Consider the following 17,114-nt stretch of genomic DNA (forward strand, 5'->3'; position numbering starts at 1 on the left):
AAGCCCTGGACTGCCGACACGTCACGCCAATGACCGTGCCGCCACTCAAAACCGCGGCGCGCGCTTCTCAATGAAGGCGGTGACTGCCTCGCGGTGTTCGGCGGTCTTGTGGGCCAGGGCCTGATAACTGGCGGACAGTTCCAGCAAGGAGGCCAGGCTGCTCTGCTGGCCCTCGCGCAGCAGGCGCTTGGTCATGCGCATGACGCCGCCCGGATTGGCCGCAATCTTCGCGGCAAGCGTCCTGGCGGCCGGCAGCAGCTCCGCCGCCGGCACCACCCTGCTGACCAGGCCGCAAGCCAGCGCATCCTGCGCGCTGATGGCCTCCCCGGTGTAGGCCATTTCGCTGGCCTTGGCCATGCCCACCGCCCGCGGCAGCAGCCACGCGCCGCCATCACCCGGCACGATGCCGACGCGCACGAAGCTCTCGGCGAAGGTGGCCGTATCGGCGGCGATGCGGATGTCGCACATGCAGGCGATATCCAGGCCCGCGCCGATGGCCGGACCGTTGACGGCGCAGATCACGGGTACGTCCAGGCCGTGCAGCGCCAGCGGAATTCGCTGGATGCCTTGGCGATATTCTTCGCAGATCCGCTCGGGCGTCAGCGCGTCGTCGAAGAAGCGGCGCATGTCCTTGACGTTGCCGCCCGAACTGAAGATAGGTCCGGCCGCCGTCAGGATCAGTACCTTCACGCCCGCGTCCTGCCGTATGTCGGCGCACAGTTGCACGATCTCTTCGATGGCGGTGTTGCCGGTCAGCGCATTGCGTGTTTCCGGCTGGTTCATGGTGGCGACGACGATGCCGCCGTCGCGTTCTATCTGCAAAAAGGCCATGCCAGAATCTCCTGTAAACCGGGCTTATGCCGAAACATCGGTAATCGCACGCACCAGGTCCAGGGTCGGCCCTGCGTGCGCGAACAGCGCCTCTCCGGCCACGTCCTGCCAGTACGCTTCGCTGCCGGCCGTCTGACGCCAGGCATGCAGGCGGCGCGTGTAGAGCTGCAAATCGTATTCTTCCGTAAAGCCTATCGCGCCATGCACCGCATGCGCCAGCTCGGCCACCACCAGCGCCGCCTCGCTGCAACGCGCCTTGGCGACCGCTACCCGCAGCCGGTCAGGCGCCACGCCCTCGGCATGGCAACCCAACTGCGCCGCCATGCGCGCAGCGCAGACATGCTCGCTCATGACGGCCAGCTGATGCTGGATCGCCTGGAACTTGCCGATGGGTCGGCCGAACTGCTGGCGCTCATTGGCGTACTGCAAGGTCCGTTCCAGCACGCTGCCCAGCGCGCCGGCCATCTGCGGCGCGACCACGCAGGCCTGCAAGGTCCGGACGTCGATGGCTGCGTCGATCGCCACCAGCGGCGCGGTCGCGACCTGGGCCGGCTCCCAGCGCATGGCGGCGTCCAGCGCGAGCGCGTGCGGCTCCCGGCGCGCCTGCCCGGTGTCGAGCAGGCGCCAGGCGCCATCAGCCTGCACCAAGACACTGTCTGCCACCCGGGCGCCACGCACCAGCGCACACTGCCACGCGCCGTCAGCCTGTTGCCGCCCGCTCGCCAGGCCGATGCTGCCTGCCGGCCGCTGCGTGGCAGGCAGCAGCGCTCGTGCGATCATGGTTTCACCCAGCAGCAAGGGCAGCGCGTGCGCGCCGCATTGCTCCAGCACGCCGAACACCTGTTCCAGGTTCAGCCCGGAGCCGCCGTCGTCTTCACCGAGCAGTGCATCGGCCAGGCCGGCGGCCTCCAACTGCTGCCAGAGCCGGCGGGCGGACTCGCCGCCCGCCTCGATATCGCGCACCGCCTGCGGCGTGCAATGGTCCGCCAACACCTGGCGCGCAGCATCGGCGTACAGATCGTTATCGCTCATGTCATGCTCCTTCAACGCAGGCCCAGGCCGCGCGCGATCATGCCGCGCAGGATCTCGCGGGTGCCGCCCCGCAAGGAGAACGAGGGTGAGGCCTCCGTCACGTACTTCAGCGTCATCAGCAATTCCACCGGTATGTCCTCCGCCTCGCGCGAGTACAGGTCTTCCGCGATCCAGGCCGGGATCATCTGCTCCAGCGTGGTACCCAGTTCCTTGACCAGCGCCGCCTCCACGATGGGGCTGGCGCCGCGCGTCAGTTTCTCCTGCACCGATACCGACATGGCCCGCAGCGGCGTCAGTTGGCCCAGCACCTTGCCGGCCAGCCGCTGGGCCGAGGGCGTGCGATTGGCCGGCAGGCGCGCATAGTCCAGCCATTGATCGAACAGCACGATGCTGGAGTACAGCCGTTCCGGACCGCTACGCTCGAACGCCAGTTCGGCCGTCACCTGCTCCCAGCCCTGCCCTTCGGCGCCCACCAGCGCATCGGCGCCCAGCTGCACGTTATCGAAGAACACTTCGCAAAAGTGGCTGTCGCCCGACAGGTCCTCGATAGGCCGAACCGTCACGCCGGGTAGGGACAGGTCGACGATGACTTGGGACAGGCCCTTGTGCCGGTCCTCCGGCCCGCCCGAGGTGCGCACCAGGGCGATCATGTACTGGCAGTGATGGGCGTTGGTAGTCCAGATCTTCTGCCCATTGAGCAGCCAGCCGCGGTCGTTCGGCATGGCGCGCGTGCGCACGCTGGCCAGGTCCGACCCGGAGTTCGGTTCGCTCATGCCTATGCAGAAGAAAGACTCGCCGCGGCAGATGCGGGGAACATGGAAGCGCTTCTGCGCTTCCGTGCCGTACTTGAGAATGAGCGGCGCGCTTTGCCGGTCCGCGATCCAGTGCGACCCGACCGGTGCGCCAGCGTTGAGGAACTCTTCCACCAGCACATAGCGCGCGAAGGCGCTGCGTCCGCCGCCGCCGTACTCGCGCGGCAGGGTCAGGCCGATCCAGCCGCGTTCGCCGACACTGCGGCTGAAGGCGGTGTCGTAGCCGCCCCAGGAACGCGCCCGGATATGCGCCGGCATGTCGCGCACGGCCTCCTGGAGGAAAGCGCGGACGGCGGGGCGCAAGGCCTCGTCTTCGGGCGGAATGCGCGTCAGCGGCAACGCAAGTGAATTCAGGCTGCTCATCCCAGGACTCCATTGGTTCGATGCGTATGCAGGGTGTCTGCGTTCAGGCCCAGAAAACGGGCCAGGACGGCATCGGTATGCTGGCCCAGCTGCGGCGGCGCGTGGCGGTAGCTCACCGGCGTATCCGACAGGCGGATGGGGCTGGCGACCAGCGGCACTTCGCCGGCCTGCGGGTGCAGCATGCTCATCTTCAGGCCACGCGCCTGGACCTGCGGATCCTCGAACACGTCCGCGACGGTATTGATGGGGCCGCAAGGCACGCCATGCTGTTCCAGCAGATCGATCCAATCGCGCGTGCTGCGGGTGACGGTGATGGCGCGCAAGCCTTCGATCAACGCATCGCGATGCGCGATCCGCGCCGCATTGCGCGCAAAGCGCTCGTCCTCGGCCCACTGCGGCCGTTCGATGGCGACGCACAGCCGCGCGAATTGTCCATCGTTACCCACGGCCAGGATCATGTGCCCGTCCGCCGTCGGAAAATCCTGATAAGGCAGGGTATTGGGATGCGCATTGCCCATGCGACGCGGCGCCTGCTGGCCGTACAGGTAGTTCATGGCCTGGTTGCCCAGGCAGGCAACGCCCACGTCCAGCAGGGCCAGATCGATATGCTGGCCGCGCCCGGTATGCTCACGCGCCTGCAGCGCCGCCAGTATGGCGGTGCTGGCGTATAGCCCCGTCAAGATGTCGGTCAGCGCCACGCCCACTTTCATGGGCCCGCCGCCGGGCATGCCATCGGGATGGCCGGTGATGCTCATCAGCCCGCCCATGCCTTGAATCAGAAAGTCGTAGCCGGCGCGGTGCGCGTACGGACCATCCTGGCCAAAGCCCGTGACCGAGCAATACACCAGCCTGGGATTCAGCTGGCTCAGCGCGGCATAGTCCAGGCCGTACTGCGCAAGTCCGCCGGTCTTGAAGTTCTCGATCAGCACGTCGCATTGCTGCGCCAGCCGCCGCACCAGTTCCTGCCCCTCGGGCTTGGTGAAATCGATGCTGACCGACTGCTTGTTGCGATTGGCGCACATGTAATAGGCGGATTCGCCGGTGGGCTGTCCGGCGGGATCGGTCACGTAGGGCGGCCCCCAGGCGCGGGTGTCGTCGCCCGTCCCCGGCCGCTCCACCTTGATCACTTCGGCGCCCAGGTCGCCCAGCGTCTGGGCGGCCCAGGGGCCGGCCAGCACGCGCGACAGATCGAGTACTTTCACATTCTGCAGGGCTGGTGCCGTCATGGCCGCCTCTTCCTTCATTGTTGGGGAACGTTGGCCTTCTTGACGATGCGCTGCCAGAGCGCGATCTCCTTCTGCTGGAATTCGCGCATCTGCGAGGGGCCGCCCGTCATCGGCGTGGCGCCCAGGCGTTCATAGAAGGCGCGGGTTTCGGGCATCTTGGAGATGCGGGTGAACAGCTCGGCCAGGCGCTCGGTCTGCTCGGCTGGCGTCTTGGCGCTGACCATCGCGCCGACCCAGGTATAGGCCTCGAATCCAGGCAAGCCGGCCTCTGCCGCCGTCGGCACGTCGGGCGAAGTCCCGACACGCTGATCCGACGCCACCGCTACCACCTTCACGCGGCCGTCCTTGGCCAGCTCCTGCACCGCGGTGACTTCGGCGAAGGTGTAGTCCACCGTGCCCGCGGCCACCGCCATGATGGCGTCGCCTGCGCCCTTGAACGGCACATGGACCGTCTTCAGGCCGGCGCTGTCGTTCAACAATTCGCCCATCAGCTGATAGCCCGCCGACCCCGCTCCGAAATTCACCTTGCCCGGATTGGCCTGGGCATAGGCGATCAGGTCCTTCAATGTGCTGTACGACGCCTGAGGGCTGACGGCCAGCATGGCGGGCGAGCGCATCATCATGGTCAGCGGCGCGAAATCCTTGACGGCGTCATAGGGCAGCGCCTTGAACAGCGCCGCATTGACCGCCAGCGTCGAATTGCTGCCGATGAAAACCGTGTACCCATCGGCCGGCGCCGACAGCGCGTTCTTCACCGCGATGAAGCCATTGGCGCCCGGTTTGTTCTCCACCACCACAGGCTGCCCGGTCAGTTCCTGCAGCTGACGAGCGAAGTAGCGGGCCGAGGTATCGGTGCCGCTGCCCGGGCCGAACGGCACGACGAACTTGATCGGACGGGAGGGGAAGGTTTCGGCCTGCGCTACGGCCTGATGGCCGGCGGCGCCAAGCAACGCGGCAGCCAACACGGCCGTCAGCATTTGTCTGCGGTGCAGCATGGAAGTCTCCTTGGGTGGAAGGCTGGCCGCTCTAGACGGCGGTCCTGGCCTGGTGGTCCAGTGGATGACTTTAGGCGTGCTTGATGGGTCTGTCTAATATTAAGAATTTGATATTCGATATTGAATCTATATCAGCAGACCCAGATATCCGGAAGGCGTCCGATGATCAATGCGCCGTCACGCCAAGCTCCTTGATCAACCTTGGCACCACCGCATATTCCTCCCGGTACTCCCGCAGGAATTCCTCCGGCGAATTGCCTACGGCATCAAAACCGATGTTTGCCAGATACTTGCCGAACTCCGGATCGCGCACCACCTGCTGCGCGGCCGTCGCGAGCTTTTGCACCACATCCGCGGGCATGCCTGCCGGGCCGCTCAAGCCGACCCAGGCCTTGTTCTTGAATATGAAGGCGTCGTATCCCGCTTCGGCGAAGGTCTGGACCTCCGGCAGCAGCGCCGAGCGCCTGTCGCCGATGACAGCGATGGCCTTGACCTTGCCGTCCGCGATCATGGGCGCGGCAATGCTGGTGGAAGTGAAGGTAAACGCCAACTGCCCGCCCAGCAGATCGGTCATTGCCGGCGGCGAACCCTTGTATGGGACTTCGATGAACGTTGCCGAAGACTGCCTGGCCAGGCTCTCCATGATCAGTTGCGGGTATGAGCCTGGGCCGTATGACCCATAGGCCAGGGGAATCTGTGCTGCCCGCGCTTCCTCGACCGCCCCAGTCAGATCGCTGGCTTGCATCGTCTTGTTGGCGATGAGCACCGGACCGGAGGCGGCAATCTTGCTGATCAAGGTGAAGTCTCGCTGCGGGTCGTAAGGCACCTTCATGGTGACGACCGAAGAGATGAGCGCGTCGCCCACGCTCAGCATCAAGGTATAGCCGTCGGGCTTGGCGCGCGCGACTTCGGTCGCACCGATGGTGCTGCCAGCGCCGGGCTTGTTTTCAATCACGATGGGCGTGCCGAGTTGCGCCGACATCAGTTCGCCCAGTTTGCGTCCGATGGCGTCGATAGGCGCGCCCGCGGGAGAGGGAACGATCCAGCGGATAGGCCGGTTCGGGTAGCCGGCTTGCGCCATGGCGCCGACGCTAGCCAGCGCCATGGCGCATGCCAGCCCGAATCCCAATGTTCCTTTAATGGCAGTCATTTTGTCTCCTCCTTGCAGCATCGGGAGCTAGTTGTGCGCGTCCAGGAACTGAAGCACCACGCGATTGAATTCGTCCGGCGTTTCGAAGTACGGAGAGTGGCCCGAGTCTTCAAAGGTGTATTTCTGGCTGTTGGGCAGCAGTCTCGCGACCAGATGGTGGCTTTCCGGCGTGAGAAAATCGTCGTGGCTTCCCCCCGTCATCAAGGTCGGCACGCGGTAGCCCTCGAACTCGACAGGATGGATCTTGACGTCGTCGGCCTGCATGGTCAGCGCCAGGAAGCCCTTGGGATTGAGCGCCTTGATGCAGCCATACAGGTGCAGCATCTCGGGCCGGGCTTCGACGTTCTTGCGGTTCCAGCCGATGCTCTTGCTGCGCAGGTCGTGGCGGCCATCATCGAAGGTCTTGCCGGCCTTGCGCAGGATTTCCCAGGTCTCGGGCGAATAGGCAGGCGTCGGCGAGCCGCTGATGAACAGCGTCTGCACTCGCTCGGGGTGCTTCACGGCCAGCGGCAGGCCGGCCCATGCGCCCAGCGACTGGCACACGAGGTTGACTTTGCCTATGCCTTCCTGATCCAGGATCGCCAGCACGTCGGCGGGGTAATGGCGCGGATGGTTGCTCTCCGGGGCGCAGGGAGAATTCTTGAACCCCCTCAGGTCCATCACGATGACCTTGTAGTTCCTGGCGAAGAACGGCACCTGCTGATACCAGCATATGGTGTTGCCGCCGCCTCCATGGATGAATAGGACGGGCGCGCCGTCGCCATAGGTTTCGTAGTAGATGCGGGTGTCGTCGGGTGCGATGGCGTAAGGCACGAAAGGCTCCTCGGAGGGGTCGGTTGATCTAATATTTGCGTGTTGATTTTGTTCGATCCTCTGCGGAAAGACCGCGCTCCAAACAGACATCATGGGTGCCGCTCCAGACAACTACCCTCTGCATGTAGACCTGCTGCAGCCTGCCGGCAGGTTGAACGGCCCCGTCCATGCCGCGATAGATACTTTCCGCACCGCGAACGGCATCGCCCGCAGCCGTAGCGGGCAGTCCTCCGGGCATGTCGTGACCTGGTCCTGCGTTTACGACCCTTTGATGGCGGCGCAGGAACCGGAGGCCGAACACCTGTGCTTCATGCCGCCGGGCGCGCCGGATCGGGCAATGGAGCGCGCCATCTTGGTGCCGCCGCTGGAAACGGTTTCAGTGCCTCAGTTGCGCGCCAGCGTGGCAAGCAACGAAGCGGTGCTGCGCGAAATCCGCGGCGCGGTGGCGGACGGGCGCTACGTTTGCGCGATCGGCACCGGCGTCTGGCTGGTTGCGGCGGCAGGCGTCCTGGACAAGATGCAGGCGCCGGTGCAGTGGGCGTACCAGTCGGGCTTCGCGCGCGCCCATCCGGACCTGGCCATCGCCAACGATCCGATTGTCTGGGCCAACGAGCGCATCCTGCTGGCCGGGACGCCTTCATTGGCCTATGACTGCGTGCTTGAACTGATGGAACGCACTGGGATCGCCGGACTGGCCGGCGCGTCGCGCGACAAGCTTGTCTTCGATCCCGCGCGGCAGTTCATCGCCTCGACGCTGCCGATCGAGAAAGTCAGCGGCCTCACGCGCGACAGCCCGCTGTATCGGGCCGCGCATTGGCTATTGGCGCATGCACAAGAAGCCGTCACGATAGGCGACGCCGCCCAGCATGCGGCGGTCAGTGAAAGAACCCTGGCACGCCTGTTCCGGATGCACCTGGCGATCACGCCTCATGAATTCCTCACTGACATACGGATGCGGAAAAGCCAGATGTGGCTGGAAGTGACGCTGCGCTCGGTGGAGGACATTGCCAATGACTGCGGCTATCTGGATGTCGCGGCCTTCCGCCGCGCCTTCAAGCGCAAGTTCGGCCTGACGCCGGCGGATTACCGGCGCGAGTACACGCAGCGGGGGCCGCGGGCGCGGTGGAAGATGGAGCGGTATGGGAGCGAGGATTAAGGGTCCCGCGAGAGCGGAACTTTTGGCCTCGGCAAGTTCCGGAAGTCGCATGTCGAGTCCTGGACGGCAATGTGGCATGCAAGAATACGTAGCGCGTGCCACGACGAAAACCGACTACTGAGAAGGCCGGGACTGCACGTGGAATACTCAGGGAACCTTGAACACTATGGGAGTTTCAGCGGTGGCTAGCCATAGGCTGCGTATGCTTCTCGGCGGGGCGGCTTCGATCACCTTTTCCTGGTATTGCTTCCACGGATTGGCGTGGCTTGCACGCAGTGTCGGGATCGTTCCGATCGCGCACTTCGATCCGCCCGTCAGCCAATGGATCCTGATCGGCGACCCGATACTTCAAGGCTGGCACAAGGTCAGCGTATCCGAAGACTTTACGCTAGCCGGCATCGCGCTCATTTTCCTGACCCTGGTGTTGTCCTATTACGTCGCACGTGTGGCCTATCACCTCAGTTTCGCGAAGGTCTTTACCCGTTACGACCGTTGGTTTCTCGCGGGATGGATAGTAGGCGCGCCGTTGATGGCCGCGGTGGGGCACCTGCTCGTCGTCCTGGTGTTCGAGCATTCCTGGGCGCAGGAATGGCCCACGCTTTCCGGCGTGGCCGTGCTGATCGCTTTTTCCGTGTCGGCAAAACTGTTCGTGGATTCCTGGCAGTGGATCATGCGCCGGCGCAGGGTTCATCCGATCTGACACGCCTCTCCGGCCTTGCAAGCGACGCCCGCTTCCAGCCTGTCCTGCATCCATCCGCATTCCGTCCTAAAATGCGCGGTTTGCCGAAAGAACCGTCATGGCCATCGCCATGAAGGGCTTTCATCCTTTACAAATTAGTGTGGTGAAGATGAACAAGCCTTTCATTTCGTTGTGCCCGGAAATTACCCGGACACACGCGCTGACGCTGATGGATTGGTTGGAAGATGAGCGCGTGACCTGCTACCTGAGCGATTCGCGCCATGTTTCCCGCTTCATCGAGCAAGCCATCGATCGGACTCAGCTGCCGATCCTGACCCATCTGTTCAACCAGGGTGGCCGGTTCTTCATGGCCTATGACCGGCACGACGTCCCGGTGGGCTTTGTCCGCCTCGTCAAGACCGGCACGGACTGCGAGATCGTCCTGGTCATCGGAGACTGCGACAACTGGGGTCGGAACCTCGGCGCCAGCACGATCCGCGAAGGCATGAAACTGGCCTTCCTCGATATGCGGGCCCAGAAGCTCATCGCCAAGATCCACCCGGACAACGCGCGCTCGCTGAAGACCTTTCTGCGCACCGGCTTTCTGCTTGAAAGCGAAACGCCGACGCTGAAGTCATTTTCCATGACTGCGGGGCGTTATCTCCGCCTCTTGCGCGAAGGCGCCGTTGTCGACTCCACGGATATCTACGTCACTGAGATCGACAAGGCCCGGCTCAAGAGCCTGATAGAACTCGAGCAAGGACCGACTATTGTCGAACTCGAGCACGAGCTTGAGCGAGCCATCGTCGTCACGCCGCAGCAGGTGGCGCGGAACGTGGTCACGATGAACTCCAGGGCCTTGCTGCAGCTGGACGACGAAGAAATGGAAGTGGCCCTGGTCTACCCTGAAGACGCAGACAGCAGCGCCGGAAAGTTTTCCGTGTGTTCCGACGTCGGCGCCGCCATCCTGGGCTATCAGGAGGGGGATGCCATCGACTGGAGGATTTCGGACCGGACTCGCCGGATCGGGATCAGGAAAGTGCTTTACCAGCCGGAAGCCGCGGGCGATTTCCACCTGTAGACCGGCATTCGCCGCTCAGCCGCGCAGGTCCTCAATTGAACCCGAAAGTGCCAGCGTTGCATCGGCATGCTACCTTCGAAAGCGCTCAATCGTGAGTCCCTCGAGGTCGATTTCAGGCTTGCGGCCGCACACCAGATCCGCGACGACTCGGGAGGTTCCGCAAGCCTGGGTCCAGCCGTTCGAGCCATGGCCGCTATTGAGAAACAGCCCGTCCCAACCAGAGATTCCGAGTATGGGGGGACCATCCGGCGTCATGGGGCGCAGGCCCGCCCAAAAGGTAGCGTTCGCGTAGTCAATGCCATTTGGGAACAGGCTACGCACCGCTCGGACCAGTACATCCTTGCGGCCTGCCTTCAATGACAAGCCGTGGCCAACCAGTTCGGCCATGCCCGCCGCGCGGATTCTGTTGCCCAGTCGGGAAATCATTACCTTATTGTGTTCATCCATGACCGACATATTGGGCGCTTGACCAGCATGGGTCACCCGCGCGCTAATGGAATAGCCCTTGAGCGGATAGATGGGAAGCTTGATCCCCAGCGGCGCAAGCAATGCCGGAGCCTGGTTGCCCAAGGCGACAACCGTGGCATCGGCCTTCAGTACGCCGCCTGAGGACTCGGCGCCCACCACCCGCCCGCCCTCATGCAGCAATCGCCGCACATCGGTGTCGAAGCGGAACTTCACGCCTGCACGCTGAAGCCAGGTGGTCAATGCCTGGCAGAAAATGTGGCTATCGCCGGAGGCATCGGACGGCAAATGAAGGCCGCCCGCGATCTTGGCGGTGGCGTCTCGCAAGGCTGGCTCGACCGCCAGCGCATCGCGTCCGTTCAACACGCCGTGGGGAATGCCGAATTCCTTCAATGCGCTGGCGGCAATATTGCCGTACTGGCACTCCGCTTCGGTCTGGAATAGCTGCAACACGCCGCCCGCATGAAAATCGAACGCGATCTGCGTTTCGGCCATAAGCTGTTTCAGGCAAGCGAGGCTATAGTGGGCCACGCGCTGCATGCGCAGTTTGTTGACGCGAAATCGCGGCGCATTGCATTCCATCAGCCATCGCCTGGTCCAACGTAGCCTTTCAAATTCCGGCCAAAGCGAAAAGCGCACCGGAGCATCGGCCTTCAACGCCATCTTCAATACCTTGATCGGCATTCCCGGCGCGGCCCATGGCGCTGCAAAGCTCGGACACAAACCACCCGCATTGCCGAAGCTTGTTTCCATTCCTGCCGCCGAGTGGCGCTCTATGACTTCGACTTCGTGGCCTTCGCGGCAGAGATAGTAGGCCGTTGCGGCACCGACTACGCCGGATCCGAGGATGAGAACTTTCATGGGCGTGGTTGTCTGGGTCTATCGTGATATCTGAGGCGTAGTCGGAAGGCGAAAACCGGCGGCGTCGCGCCTGACCGGATTCAAGAATAAAGGGTGCCGAAGTGAAATTTATTTCATTGTTCTGACGCCAATCCGCGCGAATGGAAAGAAAATTCACCGGCGGTGTTGTTAGCATTAATGGCGCGTTGAATATCCGCAATCGGTCCGGATCCTCGAAATGCGCGAGCCCTGGGCCAGAACCTCGTCAAATCATGACTGAACAGATTCGCCGCTTCCCCTCGCTCTCACACTGGGGCGCCTTCACCGCGGTCACACAAGGCGGCCGGCTGATCGATTGCGAGCCGTTCGCCCATGACAGCGCGCCCTCGGGCATCCTGCAATCGATGCCTGCCATGGTCCACTCGCCGCTACGGGTGAATCGGCCAGCCATACGGAAGGGATGGCTGCGCGATCGGCACTTGTGCGACGGGAGCGAGCGCGGACGTGACGACTACGTCGAGGTCAGTTGGGACGAAGCCCTTGCAGCGGTCCATTCGGAACTCCAGCGCGTGAGGACGGAGCATGGCAGCGAGGCCATCTTTGGTGGCTCATATGGCTGGTCATCGGCGGGCCGCTTGCACCATGCGCGCACCCAGACGCACCGGTTCCTGAATGCCGGCGGCGGCTTTACGAATCAGGCGGGGAACTACAGCTGGGGCACTGCGCAGTTCCTGCTGCCCCATGTGATCGGCACCTATACGCCGGTGACCGGCCGTGTGACAGACTGGAACAGTGTCACGAGCCATACGCGGCTATTGATCGCATTCGGCGGCATGCCGCTGCGCAACACTCAGATCACGTCAGGCGGCGCCGGCGACCATCCCGTGCCCGGGCAGCTCGAACGGGCGGTGGCGGCGGGCATGGAGCTTGTGGTCATCAGCCCAACCAGGGGGGATGTTCCTGCCGGCGTGCGCGCGCGCTGGATTCCCATTCGTCCCAACACGGACGCCGCCCTGATGCTGGCAATGATGCAGGCGCTGATCGCCGATGGCATCCAGGACGAGGAGTTCCTCCAGCTCCATTGCGTTGGATTTCCGGCCTTGCGCGACTATCTCGAAGGCAAGACAGACGGAACCCCCAAGACGCCCGAATGGGCCCAGGCGATCTGTGATGTCCCGGCCGAGACGATCCGCGCGCTCGCGCGCCAGGCACGCAACGTTCGCACCATGCTGACTTGCGCATGGTCATTGCAACGCGCTCATCGCGGCGAACAGCCGTACTGGGCAAGCATTGCGCTTGCCGCTGCGTTGGGGCATATCGGGCTGCCCGGCGGGGGCTTTGCATTTGGACATGCCTCCATGAATGGCGCCGGAAACCCGCGCATGGAGATTGCGGGGCCCGCCATGGAATCGGGGCGCAATCCGACCGGCTCGGTGATTCCTGTTGCCCGGGTCACCGACATGCTGCTGCATCCTGGCCAGCGCTACGAATTCAATGGGCGCGAAGGCACTTATCCGGACATCAAGATGGTGTACTGGGCCGGCGGCAATCCCTTCCATCATCAGCAGGACCTGAATCGATTCAGCCGGGCATGGAGCCGGCCGCAAACGATAGTTGCTCACGAGATTTGGTGGACGCCCATGGCGCGCCGCTCGGACATCGTGCTGCCGGCGACCACCACGCTGGAAAGAAATGACATCGGCGGATCGACTCGGGATCGCCACGTATTCGCCATGCACCAGGCTCTGGCGCCGATCGGCTCCAGCCGCAATGACTTCGACATATACCGGGAACTGGCCGCGCTGGGCGGCTATGAACATGGTTTTACCGAAGGCCGTGGCGAGATGGAGTGGGTGCGGCATATCTACGAAGCCATGGCCAAGGAATGGCGCGGCAGTGGCCATATGGCCCCCGAGTTCGACGCTTTCTGGAGCCGGGGATTCGTGGACATACCCGAGCCTGAAAGACCATTTGTGCTGTTCGAAGAGTTCCGTCGCGATCCCCAGGGAAACCCGCTGCGTACGCCGTCTGGTCGCATCGAGCTGTATTCCGAGAAAATCGCCGGATTCGGTTATGCCGACTGTCCGCCCCACCCTTGCTGGCTGACGCCGGACGAGTGGCTTGGATCACCCAAGGCAGCCCGGTGGCCGCTGCACCTGCTCACCCCGCAGCCCGCTGGCAAGCTCCATTCCCAAATGGATGGCGGCAAGACATCGGTGGATCTCAAGATCAATGACCGGGAAGCGCTGCGCATCTCGCCGTCGGATGCGCAAGCGCGGCGCATCGGCCAACATGATCTCGTCAAGGTCTACAACGACCGCGGCGCGTGCCTTGCAACCGCGGTTATCGACGCCGACCTCAAGCCTGGGGTGGTGGCCCTGCCTACGGGAGCTTGGTTTGACGCTGCCGACGAGAATCTGGAGATACACGGCAACCCCAACGTGCTGACGATCGACGTGGGCACTTCCCGCTTGACTCAGGGAAGCAGCGCCCAGTCCGCGCTGGTGGAGGTGATGCGTTGGGAAGAAGCTGCGCCCTTGGTCCGGGCTCTGGAAATACCGGCAATCGTCAAATCGGATCGCGCCGCATAGCCATCTGGTCCAAGGCCGGACGCGCCGTTGCCGCGGCGCTCAGAGCGCCCCTCTATGGGGCGCTCTGGTTCATGGGAAATAGCCTCAGTCCGCGGTGATATTGGCCTGCTTGATGATGGCGCTGTATTTGTCCGTTTCGGCCTGGATGTACTGCGTGAAGTCCGCGCTGTTCCTGTAGGAGCTTTCAAAGCCGAGGTTATCGAGTTGCTCCTTCATGCTGGCGGACGTCATGACTTTCTGCGTGGCAACTTCCAGCTTCTTGAGTATCGGCTCCGGCAACTTGGCTGGCGCCCACAAGCCGTACCAGGAATAAAACTCGAAATTCTTCAGCCCGGCTTCGCGCATCGTTGGAACTTCCGGAAGCAAGGGGCTGCGCTTGTCGCCGGTTACCGCCAACGCGCGTATCTTGCCCGACTTGACCATGGGCAGCGAGGAGAGCATCGGATCGGCCAGCGCGTGAACCTGCCCGCCGATCAAATCGGTCAAGGCAGGGCCGCCGCCTTTATAGAGGACGATCGGAATCTTCAGATCGGAAAGCCCGCCTTCATATGCGAACTGCGCAATGGCGAGGTGCCCCGCCGAGCCAAAGCCCGTGGTTGCAAAATTGTATTTGTTGGGAGCAGCCTTCACCACGCCGACGAATTCCTGCACGGTCTTCGCAGGGACATCGTTGTTCACGCTGAATATCAATGCGCCCTGGGCGAGACCGCTGATGGGAGTGAAGTCCTTCACTGCATCGAAGGTCATCTTCTTCCCATAAAGCAACGGGTTGATGTTGTGGATCGAGGCATTCAGGTACAAGGTATAGCCATCTGCCGCTGAACGCGCGACCACGCCTGCACCCACCATCCCGGACGCCCCCGCCCTGTTGTCGATGATGACCGATTGCTTCAGCTCCTCGCCGAGCTTCACGGCAAATATGCGAGCGAGGCCGTCGACGGAACCGCCAGGAGGATGAGGCACCACGATGGTAATCGGGCGGCTGGGATAGGAGGCGTCCGACTTCGATTGCGCCTGTACTGAACCTAGCACGGCCAAGCCACCGACAACGGCCGCAATACCTTTCATGCAAAAGCGGCGAGAACTAAATGGGGTATTACGCATGACGAACGATCTCATTGAAAATGGTTGGGCAACGAGTACCGCTCCCCTCCCCGGACCCGCAATCCATGAAGGAGGGGGGTGTGGAAAGCGGGGATGATCGTAGGCGAATCAGTAGGTGCCTGGATAGGCGGCGCCGTCTATTAAGATATTCTGTCCGCATATATAGCCGGATTGGGCCGCACAGATGTATGCGCAAAGCGCGCCCAATTCCTCGGGCTCACCGTAGCGTCCAGCAGGATTGTTGGATCCGCGCTCCGTCCACAACTGTTCAAAACTCTTGCCGCCTGGCTCCAGCATTCCTTCTATGTGATGCCGCTGCGCATCAGTGGCGAAGACGCCCGGAAGCAGATTGTTGATGGTGACGTTGTGCCGCACCGTCTGGCGGGCCAGGCCCGCAACAAAACCCACCAGGCAGGAGCGCGCACCGTTGGAAAGCCCGAGTTCAAGCTGCGGCGTTTTGACGCTGCGCGAAACGATATTCACAATGCGGCCGAAGCGGCGTTCCATCATGCCGTCAACGACCCGCCGGATCATGTCGATCGGCCCGAGAGCCATGGCATCAAGGGCTGCATGCCAATCAGACTGGGTCCACTGGCGAAAGTCACCGGGCGGCGCCCCGTCCGCATTGTTGACCAGGATATCGGGCGCGGGGCACACCGAAAGCGCTGCCATCCGCCCTTCATCCGTGGTGATATTGGCAACCGCATAGCGGACCCGGGTTCCCGTGGCCGCCGTGATTTCATCAGCTGCCTGGGCCAGCGTGCTTTCCGTGCGCGCCGCGATGGTCACGTTGACGCCTTCGCTCGCCAACTGTTGGGCGCAGGCGCGGCCCATTCCCTTGCTGCCGCCGAAAACCAGCGCATGGCGGCCTCGAATTCCCAAATCCATAGCGTTTCCTATTGCAAAGGCGCAGCCCGAGCCATGCCATGAAATGGCCGGAAAGGCGTTCCGTCAGCAGGAAGCCGCAGGGCGGACAATCTTCCGACGCACGTCCTTTCCGGACTGGTCCAGCAACGGATCACGCGGCCTTCAGCTGCAGCGAATTCCAGCCGTACTTCTTGTCGAGGCCCAGCGCCTTGACCGCGCGCAGGCCCTTGAGCAAGGGCTCCCCTTCCAGCGCGCGCAGCGGCTTGCGCAGTTCGCCTGCCGGCAGGCCCACGGCCTTCATCAGCGATTTGATGGCCACGGGATTGATGGCCGAGTACGAGTAGTGCAGCAATTGCAGATTGCGCAAATAGGACTCGCGGAAGCTGAAGCTGACCTCGGGCGACGTCCAGGGCTGGGAAATCTCGGTCAACTCTGCCGGCGCAATATTGCCGGTCATGTTGGCCGTGCCATGGCCGCCCAGGCTCATGGTCGGCACGACCAGGCCCAGGTTGGGCGAATCGCAGCACATCACGGACACGTCGGGCGCGCCATACAGCACCTGCGCCACCTGGCCCACGCGCGTGGTGGATTCCTTGTGGACCACGTAGTTCGGGTGCTTGAAGATGCGCAGCAGCTGGTCCCAGTGCAGGTCGCTCTTGACGCGCGGCGGATTGTTGTAGATGCCCAGCGGCAGGTCGGTGGCGTCGGCGATTTCGAGGAAATAGCTTTCGATGTCCGATTCGGAGGCGCAGATGTAGGCGGGCGCGGCCAGGATGGCGCCATCGGCGCCGTTGGCCTTCGCAAAGCGCAGGTAATCCATGGTCGCCTCGGTGTTGTTGCCGGTGCAGCCATAGAAAAGCTTCATCTTGCCGGTCTTCATCTTCGCGGTTTCCACGATGATGTCCTGACGCTCTTTTTGCGACAGCATGGAAACCTCGCCCGTGGATCCCATGATGAGTACGGCGCTGGTGCCGTTGTCTTCCTGGAATTTCAGCAGCTCGCGGAAAGCTTCGTAATCGGGGCTGCCGTCCTTGTTGAACGGGGTAATCAGGGCCACGAAGGACCCGGTGATCTTCATCTTGCTCATGTATATCTCCAATAATGGCCGA

General features: G+C 63.1%; 15 protein-coding genes. 4 read left to right on the forward strand and 11 right to left on the reverse strand.

Going from position 1 to position 17,114, the window contains the following annotated elements; translation table 11 throughout:
- Nucleotides 1–45: 45 nt before the first annotated feature.
- The 7 genes from AXYL_RS28690 to AXYL_RS28720 all read right to left on the reverse strand — a co-directional run bounded on the left by AXYL_RS28690 (nt 46) and on the right by AXYL_RS28720 (nt 7,222).
- Nucleotides 46–831, reverse strand: a complete 786-nt coding sequence (locus tag AXYL_RS28690; RefSeq protein ID WP_013396392.1) for a crotonase/enoyl-CoA hydratase family protein — start codon at nt 829–831, stop codon at nt 46–48.
- Between the two features lie 24 nt (nt 832–855).
- Nucleotides 856–1,863 (reverse strand): acyl-CoA dehydrogenase family protein, encoded by a 1,008-nt coding sequence (locus AXYL_RS28695; protein ID WP_013396393.1) that lies wholly within the window; start codon nt 1,861–1,863, stop codon nt 856–858.
- 11 nt (nt 1,864–1,874) lie between these two features.
- A complete protein-coding gene (locus AXYL_RS28700) occupies nt 1,875–3,038 on the reverse strand; it encodes an acyl-CoA dehydrogenase family protein (RefSeq protein ID WP_013396394.1) in 1,164 nt (387 codons plus the stop codon).
- Nucleotides 3,035–4,282, reverse strand: coding sequence for a CaiB/BaiF CoA transferase family protein (locus AXYL_RS28705; RefSeq protein ID WP_013396395.1), 1,248 nt, complete (start codon nt 4,280–4,282; stop codon nt 3,035–3,037). The genes AXYL_RS28700 and AXYL_RS28705 overlap by 4 nt, the downstream gene beginning before the upstream one ends.
- Nucleotides 4,279–5,259, reverse strand: a complete 981-nt coding sequence (locus AXYL_RS28710) for a Bug family tripartite tricarboxylate transporter substrate binding protein (protein WP_013396396.1) — start codon at nt 5,257–5,259, stop codon at nt 4,279–4,281. The genes AXYL_RS28705 and AXYL_RS28710 overlap by 4 nt, the downstream gene beginning before the upstream one ends.
- A 166-nt stretch (nt 5,260–5,425) precedes the next feature.
- Entirely contained in the window at nt 5,426–6,409 is a 984-nt protein-coding gene (locus tag AXYL_RS28715) for a Bug family tripartite tricarboxylate transporter substrate binding protein (RefSeq protein WP_013396397.1), read from the reverse strand.
- Between the two features lie 27 nt (nt 6,410–6,436).
- Entirely contained in the window at nt 6,437–7,222 is a 786-nt protein-coding gene (locus AXYL_RS28720; protein WP_013396398.1) for an alpha/beta fold hydrolase, read from the reverse strand.
- Between the two features lie 91 nt (nt 7,223–7,313).
- On the opposite strand from AXYL_RS28720, the gene AXYL_RS28725 reads away from it, so the two are divergent.
- The 3 genes from AXYL_RS28725 to AXYL_RS28735 all read left to right on the forward strand — a co-directional run bounded on the left by AXYL_RS28725 (nt 7,314) and on the right by AXYL_RS28735 (nt 10,138).
- A complete protein-coding gene (locus tag AXYL_RS28725) occupies nt 7,314–8,378 on the forward strand; it encodes a GlxA family transcriptional regulator (protein ID WP_013396399.1) in 1,065 nt (354 codons plus the stop codon).
- A 202-nt stretch (nt 8,379–8,580) separates the two neighbouring features.
- Nucleotides 8,581–9,078, forward strand: coding sequence for a hypothetical protein (locus AXYL_RS28730; protein WP_013396400.1), 498 nt, complete (start codon nt 8,581–8,583; stop codon nt 9,076–9,078).
- Between the two features lie 97 nt (nt 9,079–9,175).
- On the forward strand, nt 9,176–10,138 hold the full coding sequence (locus AXYL_RS28735) for a bifunctional GNAT family N-acetyltransferase/nucleoside diphosphate kinase regulator (protein ID WP_013396401.1): 963 nt from the start codon (nt 9,176–9,178) through the stop codon (nt 10,136–10,138).
- Nucleotides 10,139–10,207: 69 nt separating this feature from the next.
- Here AXYL_RS28735 and AXYL_RS28740 read toward each other — a convergent pair whose 3' ends face one another.
- Complete coding sequence (locus AXYL_RS28740; protein ID WP_041654397.1) at nt 10,208–11,464, reverse strand: D-amino acid dehydrogenase; 1,257 nt, start codon at nt 11,462–11,464, stop codon at nt 10,208–10,210.
- Between the two features lie 251 nt (nt 11,465–11,715).
- Here AXYL_RS28740 and AXYL_RS28745 point away from each other — a divergent pair, with 251 nt between their 5' ends.
- A complete protein-coding gene (locus AXYL_RS28745; protein ID WP_013396403.1) occupies nt 11,716–14,034 on the forward strand; it encodes a molybdopterin-dependent oxidoreductase in 2,319 nt (772 codons plus the stop codon).
- An 84-nt stretch (nt 14,035–14,118) separates the two neighbouring features.
- Here the strand turns inward: AXYL_RS28745 and AXYL_RS28750 are convergent, their stop codons facing one another.
- The 3 genes from AXYL_RS28750 to AXYL_RS28760 all read right to left on the reverse strand — a co-directional run bounded on the left by AXYL_RS28750 (nt 14,119) and on the right by AXYL_RS28760 (nt 17,092).
- A complete protein-coding gene (locus tag AXYL_RS28750) occupies nt 14,119–15,138 on the reverse strand; it encodes a Bug family tripartite tricarboxylate transporter substrate binding protein (protein ID WP_148260640.1) in 1,020 nt (339 codons plus the stop codon).
- Nucleotides 15,139–15,246: 108 nt separating this feature from the next.
- Nucleotides 15,247–16,026 carry an SDR family NAD(P)-dependent oxidoreductase gene (locus AXYL_RS28755; protein ID WP_013396405.1) on the reverse strand — a complete coding sequence of 260 codons (780 nt, stop codon included), beginning with the start codon at nt 16,024–16,026 and terminating at the stop codon, nt 15,247–15,249.
- Nucleotides 16,027–16,156: 130 nt separating this feature from the next.
- Nucleotides 16,157–17,092: a 4-hydroxy-tetrahydrodipicolinate synthase family protein gene (locus AXYL_RS28760; protein WP_013396406.1), complete on the reverse strand. Its 936-nt coding sequence runs from the start codon at nt 17,090–17,092 to the stop codon at nt 16,157–16,159.
- Nucleotides 17,093–17,114 lie beyond the last annotated feature (22 nt).

Source organism: Achromobacter xylosoxidans A8 (genome assembly GCF_000165835.1).
GTDB lineage: Bacteria > Pseudomonadota > Gammaproteobacteria > Burkholderiales > Burkholderiaceae_B > Achromobacter > Achromobacter xylosoxidans_B.